Source organism: Extibacter sp. GGCC_0201 (assembly GCF_017566055.1).
Classification (GTDB): Bacteria; Bacillota; Clostridia; order Lachnospirales; family Lachnospiraceae; genus Extibacter.
On record NZ_JABFCH010000001.1, the window covers coordinates 196138 to 219496 of the forward strand.

Consider the following 23359-nt stretch of genomic DNA (forward strand, 5'->3'; position numbering starts at 1 on the left):
TATGTTTGCAAATTCAAAGGAATAATTATATAATTATCACGATATAAAAGGAGCAGATTATGTTAAAAGATAAAAAATATTTTTTATTTGATATAGACGGAACACTCGCCGTAGATGACGTACTGTTTGACGGGAGCAGGGAACTCATTGATCATATTTCATCCATCGGCGGCCGTTCCTTCTACATTACGAACAATTCTACAAAAAGCAGAAGAGATTATATGGCTGGCTTCAGGCGGTGGGACATCTCGACAGAGGAAGGCCAGTTTATCACGGCATCCTATGCCACCTGCCGATATCTGAAGGAACATTATTCCGGAAAGAAGCTCTTTGTCATGGGGACTCCGTCCTTTATAGAAGAGGTAAAAGGCTGTGGATTTGCCGTTACAGAACAGGCGGAGGAAGACGTTGCATGTGTAGTGGTCGGATTTGACAGGACGCTTAGGTATGAAAAGGTGGAAGAGGCCTGCAGGCTGCTGTTCCGGCCTGAAGTGGATTATGTCGGCACGAATCCTGATTACCGGTGCCCTGCGTCCTTCGGGTTCGTCCCGGACTGCGGGGGAATCTGCGAGATGCTCAATGTGACGGTGGACAGAAAGCCTTATTACGCCGGAAAACCAAACAAGGAGATTGTGGCCATGTGCATGGAACAGGTGGGCGCAAAGCCGGAGGAGGTCCTTGTCGTAGGCGACAGGCTCTACACCGACATCGCCTGCGGCATCCGGGCAGGGGTAGAGACTGCTCTCGTGCTCACAGGCGAAGCCCGGGAAAAAGACCTCGACGGCACAGAATTCAGACCGGATTATGTATACAGGGATATCCGGCAGCTATATGAAGACTTCATCGGGTAAAGGAGAACGACATAAGTGACTGCCATTATAATTACAGGAATCGCTATACTGCTGGGTATCCTGCTGGAAATCCGGCGGGAAACGCATACGTTCAGAATGACAAGGTATCCTATGGATCCGCCGGTGTTCAGCGGCATGTCGAAAGTTTTCAAAGTGATATTCCTGAGCGATATGCACAACAAGACATATGGACCGGGCAACAGCAGGCTTCTGGACGCGGTGCGCAAGGAACATCCGGATCTGATACTCATAGGAGGCGACATGCTGGTCGGCAAAAAAGGGCACAGCTTCCGCCCGGCGCTACAATTCGTAACACGGCTTGCCGATATCTGCCCAGTCTACTATGCCGACGGCAACCATGAACAGCGTATAAAGGAGAAGCCCGGGGAATATGGCATGGACATGGACGTATATGTAGAAGAACTTCGGAAAGCGGGAGTGCATTTCCTGGACAATGCATTCGCCTGCATGGAGCCGGAAGGCATACCGATCCGCATATATGGCCTCTCCCTGCCCAATCGCTGCTATGGTCGATTCAAAAGGGCAGCGCTTCGGGCGGAAGACATCGCAAACTTAATCGGGACGCGTAAAGAGGGATGCTATAATATCCTGCTTGCACATAATCCCTGCTACGCCGATGTATACAAAGCGTGGGGGGCAGACCTCATACTGTCAGGACACTATCACGGAGGCATCGTGCGCATTCCAGGTCTGGGAGGAATCATCGCCCCCGGCTTTTTTCTCTTTCCGAAGCACTCGGGCGGGAAATATACAGAAGGGGATGCGACAATCATAGTGAGCAAAGGGGTTGGCAGCCATACGCTGCCGGTCAGGCTTTTTAATCCTGCTGAGGCAGTCGTCCTGGAATTTCACAAAGAAAACTTGTGAAAACGTTCCCCAGACGGTATAATAAATTAGTTGTGACTGAATAAGACAAAAGGAGCATATATGGGTATACCAGTTAAGCTTCAGGTGTTCGAGGGGCCGTTGGACCTTCTGCTGCATCTGATTGACAAGAATAAAATCGATATATATGATATTCCGATAGTAGAGATAACAAACCAGTATATGGAATATATCCGGGCCATGGAGAAGGAAGACCTGAATGTGATGAGCGAATTCCTCCTGATGGCGGCAACGCTCCTTGATATCAAGTGCCGGATGCTGCTTCCCAAAGAATTGAATGAGGAAGGCGAAGAAGAGGACCCGAGGCAGGAGCTCGTCGAACAGCTGCTGGAATACAAAATGTACAAGTATATGTCCTATGAGCTGAAGGACAGGCAGGTCGACGGCGAGATGGTACTTTATAAAGACCCGACGATACCGGAAGAAGTTCTGGAATATGTAGAGCCGGTCGATATGGATGCATTGCTCGGGGATCTGACGCTTCTGAAGCTGAACCGTATCTTCAAAGATGTGATGCGCAGGCAGGCAGACAAGATAGATCCGGTCCGCAGCACGTTCGGGAAGATTGAAAAAGAAGAAGTCACGCTGCCTGAGAAACTGGATTATGTGACGGATTATGCAAAGATACATAAGAAGTTCAGCTTTCGTGAGCTTCTGGAGAAGCAATGTTCCAAAGTGCAGCTTATCGTGACATTTCTAGCGGTCCTGGAACTGATGAAAGTCGGAACGGTCTTCATCGAGCAGGAGCAGCAGTTTGATGACATTATCATTACATCCGTGTTATAGATGAGAGTGGGAAAGGTAGTATGGAAGAAGTGGAGATTCGTAAGTTAGAAGGCGTGATAGAAGCCATTTTATTTACCATGGGAGAGTCGGTGGAGCTTGGCAAGATAGCTTCTGCCATCGAACATGATGAAGATACGACGAGAAAGATTATCCGGCAGATGATGGTCAGGTATGACGAGGAGGACCGGGGCGTCCGCATCATTGAACTGGAAGGCTGCTTCCAGATGTGTACGAAGAAGGAGATGTACGAATACCTGATCAAGATAGCAAAGCAGCCGCGCAAATTCGTCCTGACGGATGTCCTGCTTGAGACGCTGTCGATTGTAGCGTACAAGCAGCCGGTCACGAAGCTGGAGATTGAGAAGATCAGAGGGGTCAAATCAGACCATGCGGTAAATAAGCTCGTAGAGTATAACCTTGTCTGCGAAGTGGGCAGGCTGGATGCTCCGGGACGTCCGCTGCTGTTCGGGACGACGGAAGAGTTCCTGCGCAGGTTCAGCATCCAGTCGGTGGAAGAGCTTCCAAGCCTTAATCCGGAACAGATGGAGAACTTCAAGACAGAGGCGGAGGAAGAGATACAGCTCAAGCTGGACGTATGACAGCCGCTGCCTCAGGATGAAAAATGTTCATAGTATCCGTGTACAGAACATAGATTACAGTAACACAGATTATATGCGGTGCTGTATATGAAAAAGAAATACTGTATGATAGGTATGATTATGATGATAGTTCTCTCTGGCTTTCCCTCCTTCGGCACACATGCCGGGGATGAGGACGTCCCGGAAGAGCTGTCACAGCTATACGCCCGGTCCGCAGTTCTTATGGATGCTGACAGCGGGCGTGTTTTATTTGGCAAAGAGGAAGATGTGGTAAGGCCGATGGCCAGCACCACGAAGATCATGACTTGTATCCTTGCGCTGGAGAACATGCAGGAAGATGAGGTGACGGCGGCATCGGATTATGCTGCGAGCCAGCCAAAAGTCCGGCTTGGGGTGAAGGGGAAAGAGGAGTTCCGGATGAAGGACCTCCTATACTCGCTTATGCTGGAATCCCATAATGACAGTGCGGTAGTGATTGCGGAAGGGATTGCAGGATCGGTGGAGGAATTTGCCGTCATGATGAATGAGAAGGCGGCAGAGCTTGGATGCAGCAATACATATTTTGTCACCCCGAACGGGCTGGACGGTTATGACGATGGGGGGACGCACTCGACGACTGCGAGAGATCTGGCGGCAATCATGAGGTACTGCATCAGGGAATCGCCGAAGAAGGACGCGTTCCTTGAAGTGACGCGCACGAAGGAGTACAGCTTTACAAATGTAAAAGGAGACAGGAGCTTTTCGTGCAGCAACCACAATTCGTTCCTGACGATGATGGACGGAGCCCTGTCGGGAAAGACAGGATTCACGGCCGACGCCGGATACTGCTACGTAGGAGCCCTTGAACGGGACGGCCGGACATTCATCGTAGCCCTCCTGGCCTGCGGATGGCCGAACAATAAAGGATATAAATGGCAAGACACGAGGAAGCTGATGGAGTACGGCATCGCCAATTACCAGTACCGGACGGTCTGGCAGGATATGGAGCTCAAAGACATAAAGGCAGAAAAGGGAATAAAAAAAGGAGATGAATTTGGGGGCGATGCGAAGATTCCGGTCAAGGTTGCGGATGCAGATAAAGACTTCAAAGTGCTGCTCAAAGAAGGAGAGAAAGTAGACGTGGCCTGTGATGTAAGCGAGGCGCTTGCCGCACCGGTCAAGGAAGGGAAAAAAGTCGGCACGGTCACCTATATGCTGGACGGCGAGCTGTTGAGGGAATTCCCGGTCATAACTACGGAATCTGCAGACAGAAAAGATGCCGGATGGTGTGCAGAGGTTCTTGTGAAGAAACTTCTGATGCAATAGGCAGCTATCCATTACGAAATCTTATATCCCCATAACGAACGGTAATTTCACAATCTTCCGCAGGAATGATACTATATAAGTGAAGAAAGAGGAATGAAGTTCACGATTAGGAGGTGTCATTATGGGAAACATTATAGGATGGGCTGTCGTAGCTGTAGCGGCGCTGTATGGAATATATATTGTAGTATCTGACAGAAAAAGGCACTTCTAGGCGGAAACAGACGGCGGAAATGACGGGAACAGGGGCTGCAAACTGTATGCTGATTACTATAGGCAGACAGTATGCGGCCCCTGTATATTCAGAGGAGGTTCTTCCTGACGTACTGGAGGAAAAGCTTCATGGCCGGGGAAAGGTCTTTGGACGAACGCAGGGCGATTCCTAAGTTGCGGTACGACTTAGGTACAAGCGGCCGGGTCACATAATCTCCGTGGTATAGTGACAGAAAAAGCTGAGGCATGATGCTGATGCCAAGTCCGTGTTCCACCATCGATGCGATAGAATAATCGTTCTTGCCGGTAAATTTAATGTCTGGCGTAATTCCTGCCTTTTCAAGCAGCGGATGTATATCCGCGTCATTGACCCGGTCGTATATGATAAACGGCTGGCTTTCAAACAGCTCGATCGGCACTTTCTCAAGCTCCGCAAAAGGGTGCCCCTTCGGAAGGACCGCAAGGAGGGGGTCCTGCTCTACGTGGATGAAATCATAGGTTTTATCCTTTTGAAAGCTTGTAAGGCCGATATCTACGGTGAAATCTTCCAGCCATCTGGCAATCTCCCCGCCGCTTCCTTCCATAATCTGAAATACGATACCCGGGTAGTCGGCCTGGAACCGGCGGATGATATCAGGAAGCCAGCGTATCGAACAGCTGACATAAGTTCCGACGCGTAACGTACCTTTTTTCAGGCCCTTCAGAAAAGAGATTTCCTGATTGACGGTCTCGTTGGAAAAGAGCAGCGCCCGGATAGACGGGAGCAGGGCCTCGCCCTCCGGCGTAAGGGATACGCCTTTGTGGCCTTTGTAGAACAGCGGGAAGCCGACCTCGGCCTCAAGCGACTTCATCATTTGCGTGATTCCGGACTGTGTATAGCCAAGCTTTTCACCCGCCTTTGTAAAGCTGCCGAGATGGATGGCGGTCAGCAGCACTTCACATTTTTTCAGATCCATAAGCCCTTTTTCCTTTCTTTTTTCTTCCGTTGTTATGTGCCTGATTTAATTATATAACAGATGGGACCGGAAAAGAAAGTTTTAAGGGTGGATTTTTCTCCGGATGCATGTATAATCTACAGTATACGTAAAAAGATATATGCCCCGCCCGTCGGGGATGAAGGAGGAGAGAAGATGTCTATAGAAAGAGTCAGAGATTATTTTCGGCAGTATGGCATGGAAGGACGGATCAGAGAGGTAGATGCATCCAGCGCTACGGTGGAGACGGCTGCCGCTGCCCTTGGATGCGAGCCGAAGCGTATTGCCAAGACGCTGTCGTTTTGTGCGGGGGAAGATATTATCCTAATAGTAGCTGCAGGTGATAGGAAGATAGACAATAAGAAGTACAAAGCACGGTTCGGCTGCAAGGCACAGATGCTGAAGGCAGAAGAAGTAGAACCCATCGTGGGCCATGGCGTAGGGGGAGTATGTCCCTTTGGCATTAATGACGGAATAGACGTGTACATGGATGTGTCGCTGAAAAGGTTTGACACCGTATTTCCTGCGGCCGGAAGCGGGAACAGCATGATTGAGCTCAGCATAGATGAGCTGGAGCAGTACGGAGGCAGCAGCGGATGGGTCGATGTGTGCAGAGAGCGCTGAGAGGCGGCCTCTGAAAAAGACATATGCCATCATTGCAAAATGTCAGGGATTCTTTTATAATAGCTTACAGGAAGAGTATTTTAAAAGCTGGCATTTTCTTCATATGGCATATAACTTGACGAAGGGAGGGAACAGTTGGTCCAATCAATTCTGACGTACCAAAGCAGTGCATCTGCACCGCTGTCCGGATAAGGCGACAGGCCTTTTCTGATGGAATCGCAGCCGCTTCTGGCAGAATCCACAATTAAATTCTTGGAGAGAGAAAAGCAGGAATATTCTTTCCGTCTTTTACCGATATTTTGTTGATTTTAATATTGACATTTCCCGGTAAGTATAATACTATATTAATCGAGGAACGAACATTCGTTCGACAATGAGAAGGAGAGCATATTATGGTAAGTGATGATAAGAAGAAAGCGCTCGATGCGGCGATATCGAAACTAGAGAAAGATTTTGGAAAAGGCACGGTCATGAAATTGGGTGATCCGGCAGCCCAGGTACAGGTAGAGACGGTGCCGACTGGTTCCCTCAGCCTTGACCTTGCTCTGGGGCTCGGCGGCGTCCCGAAGGGGCGTGTAATCGAGATATATGGACCTGAGTCAAGCGGTAAGACGACGGTGGCGCTCCACATGATAGCCGAGGTGCAGAAGCGCGGGGGGATAGCAGGCTTTATCGATGCAGAGCACGCGCTGGATCCTGTATACGCGGGCAATATAGGCGTCGATATTGATGAGCTGTACATATCACAGCCGGACAGCGGAGACCAGGCGCTCGAGATTACCGAGACGATGGTGCGCTCCGGCGCGATGGATATCGTTGTCGTCGATTCAGTGGCCGCGCTCGTGCCCAGGCAGGAGATTGAAGGCGATATGGGCGACAGCCATGTAGGGCTTCAGGCGAGGCTTATGTCCCAGGCGCTGAGGAAGCTGACACCTGTAATCAGCAAGTCAAACTGTGTCGTAATCTTCATCAATCAGCTGAGGGAGAAGGTGGGAATCATGTTCGGCAATCCGGAGACGACTACCGGCGGCCGTGCCCTTAAGTTCTATGCTTCTATCCGTATGGATGTCAGAAGGATAGAGACGCTGAAGCAGGGCGGAGAGATGGTCGGCAACCGGACGCGGGTCAAGATCGTAAAGAATAAGATTGCGCCTCCGTTTAAAGAAGCAGAGTTTGACATCATGTTCGGGAAAGGAATCTCCCGCGAAGGCGATATCCTGGATCTGGCCGCAGGCATCAATGTAATCAATAAGAGCGGCGCGTGGTATGCTTACAACGGCGATAAGATCGGACAGGGACGTGAAAATGCCAAGATGTATCTGGCGGAGCATCCGGATATGCTGGAAGAAGTAGAGGCCAGGATACGGGCGCATTATCATCTGGGAGCGGATGCCGCCGCGACGGCGGAAGAGGCCGTCCCGCAGGAAAGCAAGAAGAAAGAATCCAGGAAAAAGGATGAGGACAAGCAATAATGACAGTCACGAAGATAGAGCCTGTGACGAAGACGAGATACCGGATATATGTGGACGGACAGTTCGCCTTTATATTATATAAAGGCGAACTGTCCCGTTATCATATCGCGGAAGATGAGGAAATCACAGAAGAGACATACGAGACGATCCGGACGGAAGTGATCTTAAAGCGGGTCAAGCTTAAGGCCATGCATCTGCTGAACGACATGGACCGCACGGAGGGACAGCTCAGGACGAAGCTCGGGCAGGGCGGCTATACGGAAGATATGATTGACGCTGCCATAGACTATGTCAAGGCTTTTGGATATATCAATGACGACGCCTATGTGAGAAGATTCATAATGGGCAGAAAAGAGAGAAAGAGCAGACGGGAGATCAAAGCGGCGCTCAGCCAGAAAGGTATCCCGAAGGAACAGATCGATGCCGCCATGGAAGAGTGCTATGGACAAGAGGATTCCCAGGCGGCCATACGGAAGATACTGGAAAAGAAAAAGTATGACCCCGCCACCGCGCAAGACGCCGAAAAGCGCAGAATCATGGGCTATCTGACACGCAAAGGATTCAGCTATGATGACATCCGTCATGTAATACAAGTTTCTGAGTGGAATGCTTGACATCTTTGTGAAAACAGTATAAAATTTAAGTGTTGTATTTGTACAATGAAAATTTAATAAGGAGGTGCTCCTGTGCCGATAGGAATAGTAATTGCTGTAGCCGTGGTGCTTGTTATAGTAACAGCGGCAGTCAGTCATTTTGTTACGGTCTCCAATCTGAAGAAGAATGCAGAATCTAAGATTGGAAATGCGGAAAGCAAGGCCAGAGAAATTATTGACGACGCGGTGAAGACAGCCGAGGCCAAGAAAAAGGAGTCTCTCTTGGAAATTAAGGAAGAGTCTATCAAGAATAAGAACGAGCTTGAAAAAGAGACAAAAGAACGCAGGGCAGAATTGCAGCGTTACGAGAAAAGAGTCCTTTCCAAAGAAGAGGCACTGGATAAGAAGTCAGAGGCTATCGAGAAGCGTGAGTCAGGGTTTGCAGCAAAAGAAGAACAGCTTAAGCAGCGCGAAACGAAAGTGGAAGAGCTGAGTAAGCAGCGAGTACAGGAACTAGAAAGAATCTCAGGACTTACCTCCGAACAAGCAAAAGAATATTTGTTAAAAACTGTTGAAGAAGATGTTAAACATGATACCGCTAAGATGATCAAAGAATTGGAGACGCAGGCGAAGGAAGAGGCGGACAAGAAGGCGAAGGAATATGTTGTCACCGCTATCCAGAGATGCGCCGCAGATCATGTGGCGGAAACTACAATTTCGGTTGTACAGCTTCCAAGTGATGAAATGAAAGGAAGGATCATCGGAAGGGAAGGACGTAATATCCGCACCCTCGAAACGCTTACGGGCGTAGAGCTTATTATCGATGATACCCCGGAAGCCGTCGTCTTGTCAGGCTTCGATCCAATCAGGAGAGAGGTCGCAAGGATAGCGCTTGAGAAGCTGATTGTTGACGGACGTATTCATCCGGCAAGAATTGAGGAGATGGTAGAGAAAGCGCAGAAAGAAGTAGAGACGATGATTCGTGAAGAAGGAGAGGCGGCAGCTCTTGAAGTAGGCGTACATGGAATTCATCCTGAGCTCATCAGGCTTTTAGGACGGATGAAATTCAGAACGAGCTATGGGCAGAATGCACTCAAGCATTCTATCGAAGTTGCGCAGCTGTCAGGCCTTCTGGCGGGAGAAATCGGCCTTGACGTCAGAGTGGCGAAAAGGGCAGGTCTTCTGCACGATGTAGGAAAATCTATTGATCATGATGTGGAAGGCTCACATATTCAGATTGGAGTGGATCTCTGTAGGAAATACAAGGAATCTGCGACGGTCATCAATGCGGTAGAGGCTCATCACGGCGATGTAGAACCGGAAACTTTAATTGCATGTGTAGTACAGGCAGCTGATACGATATCGGCGGCAAGACCAGGTGCAAGAAGAGAAACAATTGAAACATATACAAACAGGTTAAAACAATTAGAAGATATCACCAATCAGTTTAAAGGTGTTGAGAAATCTTTTGCAATTCAGGCGGGTAGAGAGATTCGTGTAATGGTAGTTCCAGAGCAGGTATCTGATGCAGACATGGTATTGATGGCCAGAGATATAGCAAAGCAGATAGAGTATGAGCTAGAATATCCTGGGCAGATTAAAGTCAATGTAATCCGTGAGTCACGTGTTACTGACTATGCCAAGTAGAAGATAAATGTTGAAGGGAGCTGTCACGCTGAGCAATCAGCGTGACAGCTCTTTTTTTGTATCATAGGAAACTTCGTTCCCTTAGTTCTACCCTCGAGCATCTACTTTTCGGCCGGTGCATATGCAATCAATACGATGTCTTCTTCTGTCTGCTGCTTCAGCTTTTCCTGCAGTTCGTTGATTTCTTTTATACAGTCAGACGAGATATGGGCAATCTCATATTCATGTTCCATGGGAATCACCTCCACAGTTAGTATTGGCAGAACATTAGAAATTAAACGCTGTGCCAAAATATCACGCACGCTCCGCCTGAACTGGAATTTTCAATTTCGGCGGAGCCTCCAAGCTGTTCTGCAAGCTGCTTTACGATATAAAGTCCAAGCCCCGAATGTCCGCCTTTCGTGCTGCGGGCGATATCGCCTCTGTAAAATCTGTCAAACGCTTTCTGCAGATCCTGGCTGCCGAATCCAGGTCCGGAATCACAGATTCGATAACATACCCGCTCCTTTTCAAGCGATACATCTATCGTAATCCTGCCGCCCCGGGGTGTAAACTGCATGCTGTTGGATATGATATTGTCAATGATACGCGACAGCATTTCCGCATCCGTCCTGACGGGGGAGAGCAAGTCGCCGTGTATATCCAATGCCAGCTCGATGTCTTTGCAGCAGGACTGTAATCGATAATCCTGTACCTTTTGCGACAGCAGTTCCTGTATATCTATGGCGGTGGGCTGTGGCTGGATATCCGGCCGCTCCAGATCCGCCGCATCCTGCATTCTCTGGACGAGAGAGGCACTTTTTTCTGTGTTGGCCTTTATGACGGAAAGATAACGGTGCCACTTTTCGCTGTCGTCGGGAGTGCTGTCCAGCAGCGCATCCGTATATGCCAGAATGACAGAAAGAGGAGATTTCAAATCGTGGGCCAGAGCCTCTGTCATGAAGACTCGTTCCTGTTCCATATGCCATTGGGCGGACAACGAGCTTTTCAATTCCTCTTTCATATCAGAAAATGCGCTGCAGAGCCTGCCCAGCTCATTATCTGAATGATAGTCGATTTCAAAGTCAAGGTTCTTCTCCCGTATGTTCTTGGCAGCGTCGGTAAGTAGCCGAAGCGGGTAATTGATTTTCTCAGCCAGTATCCTGGAAAAAAGAAATGTAAAGCCGATAATATACATAAACGGTGAAAACAGAGCAATGCCTATAGCTACAGCGGTCAGACGTCCCCGGTCATTGGCGAACGTCATCTTGATCTGATAGGAGAGAAGCACAGCTCCTTCTATATTCCCGCCGGCCTCTGTAATAGGGACGGTATGGATATAATATCCGTCTCGGAAGATGGTTGTATTCAGGAAGCTGTCAAATAATTCGTCTCTCGTATCAAACAGCTTTTGCGAATGGGTACCATACAGGATATTGCCGTCATTATCTACGACCTGATAGGACATATCTTCCCCTCTTATGACACCTGCCAGATCAGCTCCGCCCTCCTGAACCAGGAGCTCTGTGCTCTTTTCCCGGACATATGCTTCGATGCCGGGAATCTGCCGCTCATAGTAATCGGCCGGGTATATATCTTTACCAAGCGACTTCGTGAACAGGTAATAAGCGAGGGCACAGGTAAGCGCGGACGCTGCCGCGCTGGCAGCTACGATCATGATGAGGGTCCGCCGGAAGAGGGGGGCAAATGATTCGTTTCTCATCCTAATTCTCCTCCTTGGTCATGCATTTTGTTCCATTTATATCCGATTCCCCAGACCGTTTGAATATACCCGCTGCCTGGTGCGGCGGTGGCAAGCTTTGACCGGATTCTTTTGATCCGTTCGACAACGGTTGCAGAATCGCCATCGGAATCAAACCCCCAGACTTTTTCATAAATCTGTTCTCTTGAAAAAACCTGCCCTGCATGGAGGGCCAGAAGTTCAACGATATCATACTCCCGTTTCGTAAGGGGCACGCTATTTCCATCTACGATGACCTCACGTTCCTTTATGCAGATGCACAGGTTACCGAAATACAGCTTCGAACGTCTGCCCTCTGTGTTGATATACTGGGACCGCGCTTCCCTGCGCAGGCTGGCCTCGATTCGGGCCATCAGTTCTCGCAGTCCGAAGGGCTTTGTGATATAGTCATCTGCGCCGATGGTCAGCCCTTTGACCTTATCGGCTTCTGATTGCTTTGCGCTCAGAAAGATGACCGGGCAGAGCACGTCATCACGGATTGCCCTGCAGACGTCAAAGCCGTCCCTTCCCGGCATCATAATATCGAGAATAATAAGATCCGGCTGCATTTTGGACAGTGCTATCCCCGTCTGCCCGTCATAGGCAGCCAGCACCTCATGGCCTTTGGCCTTCAGCTCTTCTTCAAGAAGCGTTACAAGGTCGACTTCATCGTCTATGATTAATATTTTACTCAAAACAGAACTCCTTTCCTGCTGGGCGGCATATGCCACGGTATCTGCTTACCCATATGTTTTCCTTCCTTCCCATATGTTAAACCATATGATTCCCCCTATCAAGAATAATGTGAGGCCGGCAGAGACTGCAGCCAGTCCGGCGGCCCCGGTTCGTGCCATCCCGGATATGACTGCCGAGGACGGCATGATTCCCCCGTCTTTGAGGAAACAGGCTCCAGGCAGCATCCCGAGCTTAACGGGCCACGTCCACGGGACGAGCGGCCATGCTGCTAAGCCCAGACGTGTGGGCCCGAGCAATGCCGCCATTAAGAGGCCGCATATGCTCATGCCGACAGACGCGCCCGTACCCCATAAGAAACTGACCCACAGATGAAGTGCCAGCAGTGGAAGTGAGCCGGCAATAGATAGGGCGGCCGCGGCTATGAACAGGCCAGGCGAAACATGGCCAGGCGACGCTATATTCATGCCTGCGCAGAAGGTCAGCACAGCGATAAGTGTACACGCAGACAGGCAGAAAAGAAGTAAAAGAAATTTTCCGAGATATAACCTGGCTCTCGGTATCCCTGTCGCTAAAAAGCTATTAAAATCTCCGGCCAGTTCTTCTGAGTGGACGACAGCACCTGAAAGGATGCCGGCGCCTACTGGAATGATGAATACCGTCCACAGCGTAAAAAAGCCCTCAAAGGCAAACTTCTGGGTAAATCCGGAGCGAACCGAAAGGTAGACAGCCGCGCAAGATGAGAATACGACAGGCATGCAAAAGGTAAACCAGCGGATAGCGGTCCGTTTCGTCTTAAGCCATTCTGATGATAAGAGCATCCACATCATTCTTCCCTCCTTTTAAACCATGCCGCAGTCAGAAACGAGACGACGAGAAATGCAGCGATTGACACTGCGATTCCAACTGGTATGACGGAAGCATCCAGCAGAGGGTTCCCCCTTTCCAATACCATACCGTTCGGGTGTACTCCGATGACAGGGCACATTAGTCTCATTGCCCAGCTCCATGGCACTGCAATCCAGTATGGCTGCGGTGCGGCCAGGATACCTACAGCCATTCCTGCAAATCCGATTCCCATGCTCAGGAAGATGCCTCCCTTTGTAGCAGCCCACAGCTGGAGCGGAATAAGTACAAGTGAAGTGATCCAGCAGAGTGCGCCTGCTGCAATAATCTGGCCGAAAGGAACAGAGCCGGACCCGGACAGCACACCCGCCATGACGGCCGAAATGGTCAATATGAGTGTAGAAAACAAGCTGTGGATGGACATAGCAGCGATTTTATCTGCCCATAGTGCCGCGGGCGGTACATCATGAGCACGAAGGGACCGGTAATTGCCGGATTTTTTTTCCTGCGCGGCTGCCAGTGCGGCAAATAACGCAAACCCAAGAGGCAGAAATGCCAGTGGCCACCAGTTGTATACGAGAGCGAGCAGGCTCTGCCACATCCAGCGGCTGTTCTCAGACAGCGGGTTTTTCATAAGCGTAGCATGCATTATCACCGCATATGCTGTGAAAAATAAGGGAATAAAGACAACGAGCCTACGCATAAATGTTCTTTTGTACTTTAGCATTTCTGATTTCAGTCCATGCATCTTTTCTGTCCTCCTTTGAGAATGACATCTGTGAAGAATTGCTCGAGATTCCTGCCGGGTGCCGGTGTGCCTTGGAACAAGAGCCGCCCTTTGTCGATGATTCCAATCGTGTCTGTAATCTGTGCGACCTCTGAGAGTATGTGGCTGGATAAGAGTACGGTAATGCCCTTATCAGGTAATGAGGCGATAAGCCCGCGCAGTTCCTGGATACCAAAAGGGTCAAGCCCGTTGGCAGGTTCGTCGAGAATGAGCAGCTCTGGTTCACTGAGCAGGGCTACGGCCAATCCGAGCCGCTGTTTCATTCCCATGGAAAATTGGGCGGCCCGTTTTTTGCCTGTACCTTTTAGATGGACGGTATCCAGCACTTCATCGATTTTTTCCTTTGGTATGCCAAGAAGCTTTGTATGCACAAGAAGGTTTTCTTTTGCCGTAAGGTTGCCGTACAAGGCGGGGGATTCGATCAGAGAGCCGATTCTCCCCAATACAGCCCTTTCCCAGGGCTTCCTGTTGAAGAGAATCTGTCCGGCGGATGGCCGGAGGAGGCCGACAAGCATTTTGAGTGTCGTAGATTTTCCTGCGCCATTCGGTCCGAGAAGCCCATAGATGCTGCCGCGCTCGATTTCCAGGGAAATATTGCTTACGGCCTGTTGGCTTCCATATCTTTTTGATAAATTTTTTGTTTCCAGAATGAAATCTTTCATGTCTGAACATCCTTTCTTTTATAAGTTGAATTCTGCTGCTTATCGAATGCTAGCACAAAAGAATAACATTTCTATAACGTTCCGGATTATCAGCGTTAAAAAAGTAACGTTTGACATTCTATACTGTAATAATTATAATTACAGTATGCGGCGGCATAATCGTTGCAATATAAGTCAAAGATATGGAGGCTGCGATGGAAAAAGGAAATAAGAAGTTACAAGATGAAGCATATGGGGAGAAGACATCAGATGTCTGGAGAGAGGGGTATGTCGGAACCTACGCGTCTGACAAGAGCAGAGGGGTATATCGTTTTATGGTCAACCTCAATAACGGACGCATGACAGAACCGGAACTGCTATATGAAGCACACAATGCAAAATGGGTGTCCCTGGCAGGGGATATGCTTGCTTTTCCTACGGAGCGGCAAAACAGGGCAGGAACATGCTTTGCAAGCCTTACGGATAAGGGGGCAAGCTTTGTAGGAGAGATACTGGAGGAGAAAGACACGCCGTGCTTCATCCTGCAGGAGGGAGCCTTCGCATATACGGCCAACTACCATGATGGCACGGTCATGATATACCATATGGGACAGGAAGGACCTGAAGCTGCAGGCAGGATTGAAAATGGAGAGGAGGCAGGCTGCCATCAGATTATGTTACATGGGCCATATGTGATGGTTCCCTGTCTGACGCAGCATCGCATCCGGCTGTTTGACCGGACAGATGGTTTCCGCTCGTGCGGCGCTGTCCGGTTCCCGGATGGAAGCGGGCCGAGGCACGGAGTGTTTAACGCGTCACATACGCTGCTGTATGTGGTGAGCGAATGGAGCAATGAGCTGTTCATATTTGAAGTGAAGGAGGATACGTTTCTGTTACGCCAACAGTTAACGATACTTCCCGAAGATACACAAAGCGGGAGAAGGAAGCAGGCTGCGTCTGCCGCGGCAGTACGTCTTACGGAAGATGAAAGGTTTTTGTATATATCCATTCGGGGGCTGAATCTTCTGGCTGTGGTGGATGTCGGCGGGAGCAGCGCGGCGGTGCTTCAACATGTGCCATGTGGCGGAGATCATCCAAGGGATTTTGTCCTGACGGAAGACGAAAGGTTTCTTCTCGTTGCAAACCGTTTTTCGGGAGAGGTAGTCAGTTTGGAAAGAGACAGGATGAGCGGCAGGATCATTGGAATCCGAAGCCGTATCAGCATGCCGGAGGGAGTTGCTCTGGCGATAAGGCAAGGCAGTGAATCGATGAAGGAGGAAATGTGATGCAGATAACAGAGATAGGAGTCATCGGCCTGGCGGTTATGGGAAGAAGTATTGCCCTAAACATGGCGGACCATGGATTTAAAGTAGGCGGATATAACAGGAGCGGCAAAGTGACGGACGAGGTGGTTAAGGAGTACCCGCATGAGAACTTTATACCTTTTTATGATATGGAGTCGCTCGTCGCGTCCCAGGAGCGTCCGAGACGGTTCCTGATTATGGTGAAGGCAGGAAAGCCGGTCGATATGGTAATCGAACAGCTCGTTCCTCTGCTGGATGAAGGAGACATGATACTGGACGGAGGGAACTCATTTTTTGAGGATACGAGAAGGCGTGAAAGAAGTCTGAAGTCGAAGGGCATCTATTACTTTGGCACCGGCGTATCAGGGGGAGAGCACGGCGCGCGTTTCGGCCCTTCCATCATGCCGGGGGGAGAGGAGTCCGCCTACAGCCACATCGCCCCGGTGCTGGAAGCGGTCGCGGCCAAAGCCAAAGGGGAACCATGCTGTGCTTACATGGGTCCGGACGGTGCCGGTCATTATGTAAAGATGGTGCATAACGGGATAGAGTATGCGGATATGCAGCTCATAGCGGAAGCCTATCTGCTGCTGAAATACGCCGGAGGTCATACGAATGAAGAGCTCGCGGCTATCTTTGAAGAGTGGAACGAAGGGGAGCTGAAGAGCTACCTGATTGAGATTACGGCCAGGATATTCCGGGAAGCAGATGATTATGCCCAAGGGGAGCTGGTGGATCATATACTTGACAGCGCGGGGCAGAAGGGTACCGGCCGTTGGACCAGCCTGGAGTCGCTTAGGCAGGGAGTGAACGTATCTATGATTACGGCAGCCTGCAACGCTAGGATCATGTCCAACAGGATAGAAGAGAGAAAGGCAGCGCAATCGTTGATTAACGGTTCTCAGAACAGGCCTGCTGTGGATAAAGGGACATTTGCCGATATGGTCAGGAAGGGTCTCTATACTGCGAAAATCGTCGCATATGCCCAGGGGTTTGACCTGCTCAGACATGCCTCTGCGGAGTATGGGTGGAATCTCAATTACGGAAGGATTGCGTCCATATTCCGTGCCGGGTGCATTATACAGGCCCAGTTCCTCGATGAGATAACAAAAGCATTTGACAAGGATTCGGAACTTACGAACCTGATGCTGGATTCTTATTTTCTGGAAGGTATCAACCGGGGGAAGGAGGGCCTTCAGAATATCCTGTGCCTTGGCATCCAGAACGGGATCCCGCTGCCGGCTATGAGCCAGGCGGAAGCTTACATCGATGCATTCAGAGGGATGCCGGTGGGGGCGAATCTCATCCAGGCCCAGAGGGATTGCTTTGGCGCCCACACATTCGAAAGAACAGACCGGGAAGGCATTTTCCATCACGACTGGGGGCAGGACAATGAATAAGGAGCAGACATTTACCATTTTCGGCGGTACCGGGGACCTGACGTTCCGTAAGCTGATACCGGCGCTCTATAATATGGCGGCTGCGGATAATGAGCAGCTCAACGGGCAGATTGTCATTATAGGAAGAAGAGACTATACGAGCGAGGAGTACCGGAAGCTGGCGGGAGAATGGGTTGAGAGATTTGCCCGTCTTTCCTACAGGGAGGAGATTTACAAAGAGCTGGCAGAGCGTATCGTCTATTACCGCATGGACTTTACGGATGAAGAGGAATATAAAGGGCTGGACGAGTTCTACAGAGCATCAGGTGCCGGCGGCCATATCTTTTATTTCGCCGTGGCGCCCCGCTTCTTCGGTACGATAGTAAAAGGGCTCAAGGCCGTCCATGGCGCCGGCAGCGGCAAGGTAGTCATCGAGAAGCCGTTCGGGGAGAATCTTAAGGCGGCAGAAGAGCTGAATATCATGATGGAAGCATTTTTCCAGCCGGACCACATATACAGGATTGACCATTATCTTGGAAAGGAGATGGTCAGGAATATCCAGACGATTCGGTTTGCCAACCCTATCTTCAGCAATATATGGGATGCAGATCATATTGAATGCATTCAGATATCTGCCCTTGAAGAGGTCGGCGTCGAGACACGGGGCGGTTATTATGATCACAGCGGTGCGCTGAAAGATATGATGCAGAACCACCTGTTCCAGATACTCACGATAGTTGCGATGGATCGTCCCCAGGGACCTGGGGTGGAAGAGATGCACGGGGAGCAGATGAAAGTGCTTCAAGCGCTCGCCCTGCCGGAAGATGCCACCAAAAGCGCGGTGCTCGGACAGTACAGAGGATACCGGAGCGAGAAGGCCGTGGCTGCCCATTCTGCCACAGAGACATATGCCGCGCTTCGTCTCTTCGTGGAGAATGACAGGTGGAGAGGGATGCCGTTCTATATCCGGACGGGGAAGAAGCTTACGAAGCGGGAGATGCAGGTGGCAGTCGTATTTAAGAGTCCCGTACCGGGCGTGCCGCAGAACATCCTGAATATTAAGATTCAGCCGACGGAAGGCGTATATCTGCAGTTCAATATAAAGAGGCCTGGCGAGCTGGATGAGATTATCCAGGCGAAGATGGACTTCTGCCAGAGCTGTTCGTATATCAACCAGATGAATACGCCGGAGGCGTATGAGAGGCTGATTGGCGCATGCATCCGCGGGGAGCGGTCCTGGTTTTCCCAGTGGGACCAGGTCGAGACGAGCTGGAACTATGTAGATGCCTTACGGGAACGGTACGTTAGCCAGCGGCTTCCTGTATATGCGTATGAGCCCGGCAATGCAGGACCGGACGAGGCGGACAGGATGCTGGAGCGTTATGGCCATGCATGGTTTGACTGACCGGACAGAGGGATATTAGCGGGAAATATGCGCATAATGCAGGATTGGAACGATAAAATTGCAAAAACGTCATGAGAGACTTGGAATAATGCCGTTGTAAATGACAAAAAGAATATTATGGAAATTAATCTTGCAAATCGACGTATCTTATACTATAATGATTTACTAGAATGTGAAATAAAATATGAAAAAGATAGGATGGATGGAACAATGGCGTTGACATTATCAGAAAAGGCGGCTAGGGTAAAGCCGTCATCAACACTTGCGATTACTGCGAAAGCGAAAGCGATGAAGGCAGAAGGCATTGATGTGGTAGGATTTGGAGCTGGGGAACCGGATTTTAATACACCGGATAATATTAATGAGGCTGCGATTGATGCCATCCGGTCTGGATTTACAAAATATACCCCTGCCTCCGGGACAGAGGAGCTGAAAAAAGCAGTGAGCAGGAAATTCCAGGACTTTAACGGTCTTGATTATGCAGCGAACCAGATCGTCGTGAGCAACGGGGGAAAACATTCGCTTACGAACATTTTCCAGGCAATCACGAATCCGGGAGACGAAGTCATCATTCCGGCGCCGTACTGGCTGACATACCCGGAGATTGTCAAGCTGTGCGACAGCATCCCGGTTGTCATCTACGGCACGAAAGAGTCGGGGTATAAGGTGACGGCAAAGCAGATTGAAGGAGCCATTACGAATAAGACGAAGGCTCTCATATTGAATACGCCGAACAACCCGACCGGCATGGTATATTCGGAGGCAGAGCTGCGTGCCATCGCGGACGTGGCAGTGAGAAACGATATCTATGTGGTTGCAGATGAGATGTATGAGAATCTAATCTACGGGGAGAAGAAGCATGTGAGCATCGCATCACTCGGTGAAGAAATCTATAAAAGGACGATCACTTGCAGCGGATTGTCCAAGAGCTATTCTATGACAGGATGGAGGATTGGCTATACCGGTTCCAGCGTGGAGATTGCGAAGCTTATGGGAAGCATCCAGAGCCATCAGACATCCAACCCGAACTCTATCGCCCAGAAAGCGGCGCTTGAGGCGCTGGAAGGCCCTCAGGACGCAGTGGATGCTATGCGTGAGGAATTTGATGCCAGAAGAAAATATATGTATGGACGCATCCAGAACATGCCTCTGCTGGACTGTCTGGAGCCGGAGGGAGCATTCTATACGTTCGTGGACTTTACAAATGTTCTGGAGAAGTCTTACAAAGGCGTCCGTATCGGAACAGCGTCCCGTGCGGCAGAAATTCTGATTGAAGATTACCGTGTGGCCGTCGTTCCGTGCCAGGATTTTGGATTTGACAATTTTGTGCGCCTGTCCTATGCTATATCCATGGAAAGCATAGAGAAGGGGCTGAACCGGATTGAGGAATTCGTATCTTCTCTATAGGCTGTATAGAAAGTGAAGAGGCAGGCGGTATTATGAGCGGAGAAGTCAGAAGGACGAAGAGGGAACTTGTGTATGAAGGGGCTATCCTTAAGGTGTATCAGGATACGATGGAATTTGCCAACGGCAACAGCGCCAGGTGGGACTATATCCATCACGTAGGGGCGGCTGCCATCGTGCCTGTTCTGGACGACGGCAGGATACTTATGGTGCGGCAGTACAGAAATGCCCTGGAGCGGGATACGCTGGAGATACCGGCGGGGAAGCTGGATGCAGCAGGGGAGCCGGGAATCGAGTGCAGCAGAAGGGAGCTGGAGGAAGAGACCGGCTACCGGGCGGGAACGCTCGACTGGCTCATCACGATACGCCCTACGGTAGCCTACTGTGACGAGCGTATCGAGATATTCGTGGCGAGAGGCCTGACAGCGTCAAGACAGAACCTGGATGAGAATGAGTATGTGGATGTCAGGCCATATGAGCGCAGTGAGTTAAAAGAGATGATTTTTGACGGAAGGGTAGAAGATTCCAAAACCGTGGCGGCGCTGCTGGCATATGAATCCAGATACCTCCGGTGACGTAAGCGCCATGGCCGCCGTCTGAGGCTAAGCGGACATAAAATAAGAATATATCGGAAGACCCGGCATATAATGAAGTATCTTGACAAGAGGAGGAGTATTTGTGAGGATACGGGAAAACAAGAAGTATTTTGTTTTATTTTGTATGCTGGGTTTTTTGATTGGTATCTTGTATGCGAACATAGTGTCGAAGGATTACATAACAAGCATGGGAATCTTCAATGATTTCTTTTTGAACCAGTATGCCCAGACGGATATAGGTATGGCAGAATATGCCTGGTATATCATACGGATACGTATGATGCCGGTCATCCTGCTTTTTGCACTGGGATGTACGAGATTCAGGAAAGGGGTCGTCGTGGCATTTCTGCTTTGGACAGGCTTTTCCTGCGGTATGATAATGACGTCCGCCATCATGAAGATGGGGGTGAAGGGAATCGTGCTGTGCCTGCTTGCCATGACTCCGCAGTTCGCATTTTATATCGCCGGATATGTTGTACTGCTCTGGTACCTGTTTTCCTATCCGCAATCCAAGTGGAACCTGACTAAGACAGTCTGCTTCCTGCTTCTGCTTGCGCTTGGTATTGTCCTTGAGTGCTATGTCAATCCTGTGCTGATGAAGATGTTCCTGAAGACTTTGTGAGTTTAGTGAAGCAGACGCCGCTGAGGAGGTATGGGACAGATTCTCCGTCCCTCCTGCTTATACCTGCGCATCTGTCCCATACCTCCCCAGCGGCTGTCTACTTTACTGGCACGGGCGAAGGCGGCTGTGTAGCGCTGTGGGCTGATGGAAAGACTTTGGCTGTTTAAGCATAGTGATAAGGGGCTAATCAGGTTGATAACCTTAGTTGAAAGTGATTGTCATGAAGAAGAGCCGGAATCAGGCAGGGGATGTTATGTGATATAACATCCCCTGCCTGATTCCGGCTCTTCTTGCAGCAACGGCCATCCGCTGGCCAGTAACGCCACACAGCCGTCCTCGCCCTTGCCAAGTGAAGTAGATAGCGGGCGGGGAGCCGGGTGGGAGATGCGCAGGTGTAAGCGGAAGAGGCGGAGAATCCTTTCCGTAGCCCTTATCCTGCGGGATGTAAGCCGCTGTCGGCGCACATTCCGCAGGGTTAGGGATACGTGAAATAGTCAGAGCCTCGTACGCATCGGAGCAGATGCCACCCGGCTCCCCGCCCGCAGCCTAATTTACTATACACACTTTTTCCTGCGGATTGCCAGATAATAATACAGGTAGAGGATGCAGAACAGGAAGATGCAGAGCTGGCTTGCCAGCAGTCCCCACAAATAGCCCCGGATTCCATATATCGGAATCAGGAGGAGCACGCTTCCGATTCGGATGAGCAGGCCGACGGCGTTGATAACGAAGGAAAGTGTCGTCTTGCCGATACCGTTGATGATGCTGATAAGGGTGTTGTCTGTGTAGAGGAATGGGCATATCCATGCAAGGGTGACGATGAAGCTTCCGGCCGCCGGGCTGTGGAACAAGAAGGAACCTATCCAGTTGCCGGTCAACAGCAGAAGGGCGCAGCAGCCGCTTCCAAGCAGTACGCAGCAGGAAACGACTTTCTTAATAATGGCGGACATCTCCCTCTGGTTATCGAGCGCCTGTATCTCTGCCACGGTCGGAAGGAGCATGGTGGAGATGGAATTGGTAATGGCGGAAGGAAACAAGATGCAGGGGAGGGCCATACCGGTCAGTACCCCATATGTACTGAGAGCTGCTTTGTTCGTCATTCCATATGCCTGCAGTCGAAGCGGAATGGAGATAGCCTCCACGCTCTGAAGGACATTGAGGAGCACCCGGCTTCCGGTGAGCGGAATGGACAGGAAGAGAAGCTCTTTCATATTCCTTCCGAAAGAGGGGAGGGCAGGCCGTATCTTTTGCATGGACATGGATTTACCTGTGACAGCCTTCAGACAGAAGAGCGAGGAGATGACTTCCCCGGCAATCAGACCCGTCACTGCGATGGAGATGCCGAAGGTGACACCATTTTTCTGTCCGAATACATAGATGAGATAGACGGACGTGATTCTGGCCACTTGTTCGATGAGCTGTGACGTGGCAGGCACTCCCGTCATCTTCAGACCGAAATAGTAGCCGCAGATACAGCTGTGGACTGCAGCGAATGGAAATGCATAGGACAGGATGACGAGCAGCTCGGCGCAGCGGTCGTCTTTCAGGAAGGCCGATGAGATGAACCACGCATACTTCTGCAGCAGCATTGTAGTGATACACGAAATTATGACAGTAAATACGATACTCGTATACAATAATTCTCTGGCTTCTTTTTCCTGTCCAAGTGTGGTGCGCTTGGCAACACAGCGGGACAGGGCTATTTCAATTCCGGCGGAAGTAAGTGAGAAGCATAAGGCATAGATGGGGAAAATGAGCTGATAGAGCCCGACGCCTTCTTCGCCGAAAGTATGGCTCAGAAAAACCCGGTAAAAAAAGCCCATGAACCTGGTGGCAAAACCGGTGAGGGTAAGGATGAAAGTTCCTTTGATAATGGCACGTTTTCTGGACATAATTAACTCCTATAGGATATCGTTATAAGATATTCAGGATATATGCTTGACAGAACAGATTTAAAAGTGTTATTCTACAGAAAGATAAATCCCAGTAAAATACTAG

At 50.0% G+C, this 23359-nt stretch carries 23 protein-coding genes; 15 read left to right on the forward strand and 8 right to left on the reverse strand.

The window, feature by feature from the left end; translation table 11 throughout:
• Nucleotides 1-59 precede the first annotated feature (59 nt).
• From HJV72_RS00905 to HJV72_RS00925, 5 genes are all read left to right on the forward strand, one after another.
• Nucleotides 60-851 carry an HAD-IIA family hydrolase gene (locus tag HJV72_RS00905; protein WP_208067934.1) on the forward strand — a complete coding sequence of 264 codons (792 nt, stop codon included), beginning with the start codon at nucleotides 60-62 and terminating at the stop codon, nucleotides 849-851.
• Between the two features lie 15 nt (nucleotides 852-866).
• Nucleotides 867-1739 carry a metallophosphoesterase gene (locus HJV72_RS00910; protein WP_330618728.1) on the forward strand — a complete coding sequence of 291 codons (873 nt, stop codon included), beginning with the start codon at nucleotides 867-869 and terminating at the stop codon, nucleotides 1737-1739.
• A gap of 60 nt (nucleotides 1740-1799) precedes the next feature.
• The gene (locus tag HJV72_RS00915; RefSeq protein WP_208067937.1) at nucleotides 1800-2543 is read left to right on the forward strand and encodes a segregation and condensation protein A; all 744 of its coding nucleotides are present in this window, start codon (nucleotides 1800-1802) and stop codon (nucleotides 2541-2543) included.
• Nucleotides 2544-2563: 20 nt separating this feature from the next.
• On the forward strand, nucleotides 2564-3142 hold the full coding sequence (scpB, locus tag HJV72_RS00920) for an SMC-Scp complex subunit ScpB (RefSeq protein ID WP_181992849.1): 579 nt from the start codon (nucleotides 2564-2566) through the stop codon (nucleotides 3140-3142).
• A gap of 87 nt (nucleotides 3143-3229) precedes the next feature.
• Entirely contained in the window at nucleotides 3230-4447 is a 1218-nt protein-coding gene (locus HJV72_RS00925) for a D-alanyl-D-alanine carboxypeptidase family protein (RefSeq protein ID WP_208067939.1), read from the forward strand.
• Between the two features lie 299 nt (nucleotides 4448-4746).
• Here the strand turns inward: HJV72_RS00925 and HJV72_RS00930 are convergent, their stop codons facing one another.
• Complete coding sequence (locus tag HJV72_RS00930) at nucleotides 4747-5613, reverse strand: LysR family transcriptional regulator (protein ID WP_208067941.1); 867 nt, start codon at nucleotides 5611-5613, stop codon at nucleotides 4747-4749.
• A 174-nt stretch (nucleotides 5614-5787) separates the two neighbouring features.
• Here HJV72_RS00930 and HJV72_RS00935 point away from each other — a divergent pair, with 174 nt between their 5' ends.
• From HJV72_RS00935 to rny, 4 genes are all read left to right on the forward strand, one after another.
• Nucleotides 5788-6255, forward strand: a complete 468-nt coding sequence (locus HJV72_RS00935; RefSeq protein WP_208067943.1) for a YbaK/EbsC family protein — start codon at nucleotides 5788-5790, stop codon at nucleotides 6253-6255.
• Nucleotides 6256-6647: 392 nt separating this feature from the next.
• Nucleotides 6648-7727: a recombinase RecA gene (gene recA, locus HJV72_RS00940; protein WP_208067944.1), complete on the forward strand. Its 1080-nt coding sequence runs from the start codon at nucleotides 6648-6650 to the stop codon at nucleotides 7725-7727.
• The gene (locus HJV72_RS00945) at nucleotides 7727-8341 is read left to right on the forward strand and encodes a regulatory protein RecX (RefSeq protein ID WP_208067946.1); all 615 of its coding nucleotides are present in this window, start codon (nucleotides 7727-7729) and stop codon (nucleotides 8339-8341) included. Before recA ends, HJV72_RS00945 begins: the two co-directional genes overlap by 1 nt.
• A gap of 72 nt (nucleotides 8342-8413) precedes the next feature.
• Complete coding sequence (gene rny, locus HJV72_RS00950; protein WP_066575818.1) at nucleotides 8414-9967, forward strand: ribonuclease Y; 1554 nt, start codon at nucleotides 8414-8416, stop codon at nucleotides 9965-9967.
• 101 nt (nucleotides 9968-10068) lie between these two features.
• Here the strand turns inward: rny and HJV72_RS19940 are convergent, their stop codons facing one another.
• The 6 genes from HJV72_RS19940 to HJV72_RS00975 are packed head-to-tail and all read right to left on the reverse strand — an operon-like array spanning nucleotide 10069 to nucleotide 14675.
• Nucleotides 10069-10200 (reverse strand): hypothetical protein, encoded by a 132-nt coding sequence (locus HJV72_RS19940; RefSeq protein ID WP_255351347.1) that lies wholly within the window; start codon nucleotides 10198-10200, stop codon nucleotides 10069-10071.
• 41 nt (nucleotides 10201-10241) lie between these two features.
• On the reverse strand, nucleotides 10242-11669 hold the full coding sequence (locus HJV72_RS00955) for a HAMP domain-containing sensor histidine kinase (RefSeq protein ID WP_208067949.1): 1428 nt from the start codon (nucleotides 11667-11669) through the stop codon (nucleotides 10242-10244).
• Nucleotides 11666-12382, reverse strand: coding sequence for a response regulator transcription factor (locus HJV72_RS00960; RefSeq protein WP_208067950.1), 717 nt, complete (start codon nucleotides 12380-12382; stop codon nucleotides 11666-11668). Before HJV72_RS00960 ends, HJV72_RS00955 begins: the two co-directional genes overlap by 4 nt.
• A gap of 45 nt (nucleotides 12383-12427) precedes the next feature.
• Entirely contained in the window at nucleotides 12428-13210 is a 783-nt protein-coding gene (locus HJV72_RS00965) for a lantibiotic immunity ABC transporter MutG family permease subunit (protein ID WP_243765471.1), read from the reverse strand.
• Nucleotides 13207-13974: a lantibiotic immunity ABC transporter MutE/EpiE family permease subunit gene (locus HJV72_RS00970; RefSeq protein ID WP_208067952.1), complete on the reverse strand. Its 768-nt coding sequence runs from the start codon at nucleotides 13972-13974 to the stop codon at nucleotides 13207-13209. Before HJV72_RS00970 ends, HJV72_RS00965 begins: the two co-directional genes overlap by 4 nt.
• Nucleotides 13962-14675 carry a lantibiotic protection ABC transporter ATP-binding protein gene (locus tag HJV72_RS00975; protein WP_208067953.1) on the reverse strand — a complete coding sequence of 238 codons (714 nt, stop codon included), beginning with the start codon at nucleotides 14673-14675 and terminating at the stop codon, nucleotides 13962-13964. Before HJV72_RS00975 ends, HJV72_RS00970 begins: the two co-directional genes overlap by 13 nt.
• Before the next feature lie 194 nt (nucleotides 14676-14869).
• Between HJV72_RS00975 and HJV72_RS00980 the strand changes: the two genes are divergently transcribed.
• The 6 genes from HJV72_RS00980 to HJV72_RS01005 all read left to right on the forward strand — a co-directional run bounded on the left by HJV72_RS00980 (nucleotide 14870) and on the right by HJV72_RS01005 (nucleotide 21361).
• Nucleotides 14870-15940, forward strand: coding sequence for a lactonase family protein (locus HJV72_RS00980; RefSeq protein ID WP_243765472.1), 1071 nt, complete (start codon nucleotides 14870-14872; stop codon nucleotides 15938-15940).
• Complete coding sequence (gene gndA, locus HJV72_RS00985; protein ID WP_208067955.1) at nucleotides 15940-17355, forward strand: NADP-dependent phosphogluconate dehydrogenase; 1416 nt, start codon at nucleotides 15940-15942, stop codon at nucleotides 17353-17355. Before HJV72_RS00980 ends, gndA begins: the two co-directional genes overlap by 1 nt.
• Nucleotides 17348-18739 (forward strand): glucose-6-phosphate dehydrogenase, encoded by a 1392-nt coding sequence (gene zwf, locus HJV72_RS00990; protein WP_208067956.1) that lies wholly within the window; start codon nucleotides 17348-17350, stop codon nucleotides 18737-18739. The genes gndA and zwf overlap by 8 nt, the downstream gene beginning before the upstream one ends.
• Nucleotides 18740-18949: 210 nt before the next feature.
• Entirely contained in the window at nucleotides 18950-20146 is a 1197-nt protein-coding gene (locus HJV72_RS00995) for a pyridoxal phosphate-dependent aminotransferase (RefSeq protein ID WP_243765473.1), read from the forward strand.
• A 32-nt stretch (nucleotides 20147-20178) separates the two neighbouring features.
• Complete coding sequence (locus HJV72_RS01000; protein WP_208067958.1) at nucleotides 20179-20718, forward strand: NUDIX domain-containing protein; 540 nt, start codon at nucleotides 20179-20181, stop codon at nucleotides 20716-20718.
• A 103-nt stretch (nucleotides 20719-20821) separates the two neighbouring features.
• Entirely contained in the window at nucleotides 20822-21361 is a 540-nt protein-coding gene (locus tag HJV72_RS01005; RefSeq protein WP_227184561.1) for a stage II sporulation protein M, read from the forward strand.
• Nucleotides 21362-21915: 554 nt separating this feature from the next.
• On the opposite strand, the gene HJV72_RS01010 is transcribed toward HJV72_RS01005, so the two are convergent.
• The gene (locus tag HJV72_RS01010) at nucleotides 21916-23253 is read right to left on the reverse strand and encodes a polysaccharide biosynthesis protein (RefSeq protein ID WP_208067959.1); all 1338 of its coding nucleotides are present in this window, start codon (nucleotides 23251-23253) and stop codon (nucleotides 21916-21918) included.
• Nucleotides 23254-23359: the final 106 nt, after the last annotated feature.

Bases quoted from the DNA above. Each gene is read 5' to 3' on its own strand.
- HJV72_RS00905 (WP_208067934.1), top strand. From the start codon at position 60: ATGTTAAAAGATAAAAAATATTTTTTATTTGATATAGACGGAACACTC.
- HJV72_RS00915 (WP_208067937.1), top strand. From the start codon at position 1,800: ATGGGTATACCAGTTAAGCTTCAGGTGTTCGAGGGGCCGTTGGACCTT.
- scpB (WP_181992849.1), top strand. From the start codon at position 2,564: ATGGAAGAAGTGGAGATTCGTAAGTTAGAAGGCGTGATAGAAGCCATT.
- HJV72_RS00925 (WP_208067939.1), top strand. From the start codon at position 3,230: ATGAAAAAGAAATACTGTATGATAGGTATGATTATGATGATAGTTCTC.
- HJV72_RS00930 (WP_208067941.1), bottom strand. From the start codon at position 5,613: ATGGATCTGAAAAAATGTGAAGTGCTGCTGACCGCCATCCATCTCGGC.
- HJV72_RS00935 (WP_208067943.1), top strand. From the start codon at position 5,788: ATGTCTATAGAAAGAGTCAGAGATTATTTTCGGCAGTATGGCATGGAA.
- recA (WP_208067944.1), top strand. From the start codon at position 6,648: ATGGTAAGTGATGATAAGAAGAAAGCGCTCGATGCGGCGATATCGAAA.
- HJV72_RS00945 (WP_208067946.1), top strand. From the start codon at position 7,727: ATGACAGTCACGAAGATAGAGCCTGTGACGAAGACGAGATACCGGATA.
- HJV72_RS19940 (WP_255351347.1), bottom strand. From the start codon at position 10,200: ATGGAACATGAATATGAGATTGCCCATATCTCGTCTGACTGTATAAAA.
- HJV72_RS00955 (WP_208067949.1), bottom strand. From the start codon at position 11,669: ATGAGAAACGAATCATTTGCCCCCCTCTTCCGGCGGACCCTCATCATG.
- HJV72_RS00965 (WP_243765471.1), bottom strand. From the start codon at position 13,210: ATGATGTGGATGCTCTTATCATCAGAATGGCTTAAGACGAAACGGACC.
- HJV72_RS00970 (WP_208067952.1), bottom strand. From the start codon at position 13,974: ATGCATGGACTGAAATCAGAAATGCTAAAGTACAAAAGAACATTTATG.
- HJV72_RS00975 (WP_208067953.1), bottom strand. From the start codon at position 14,675: ATGAAAGATTTCATTCTGGAAACAAAAAATTTATCAAAAAGATATGGA.
- HJV72_RS00980 (WP_243765472.1), top strand. From the start codon at position 14,870: ATGGAAAAAGGAAATAAGAAGTTACAAGATGAAGCATATGGGGAGAAG.
- gndA (WP_208067955.1), top strand. From the start codon at position 15,940: ATGCAGATAACAGAGATAGGAGTCATCGGCCTGGCGGTTATGGGAAGA.
- zwf (WP_208067956.1), top strand. From the start codon at position 17,348: ATGAATAAGGAGCAGACATTTACCATTTTCGGCGGTACCGGGGACCTG.
- HJV72_RS00995 (WP_243765473.1), top strand. From the start codon at position 18,950: ATGGCGTTGACATTATCAGAAAAGGCGGCTAGGGTAAAGCCGTCATCA.
- HJV72_RS01000 (WP_208067958.1), top strand. From the start codon at position 20,179: ATGAGCGGAGAAGTCAGAAGGACGAAGAGGGAACTTGTGTATGAAGGG.
- HJV72_RS01010 (WP_208067959.1), bottom strand. From the start codon at position 23,253: ATGTCCAGAAAACGTGCCATTATCAAAGGAACTTTCATCCTTACCCTC.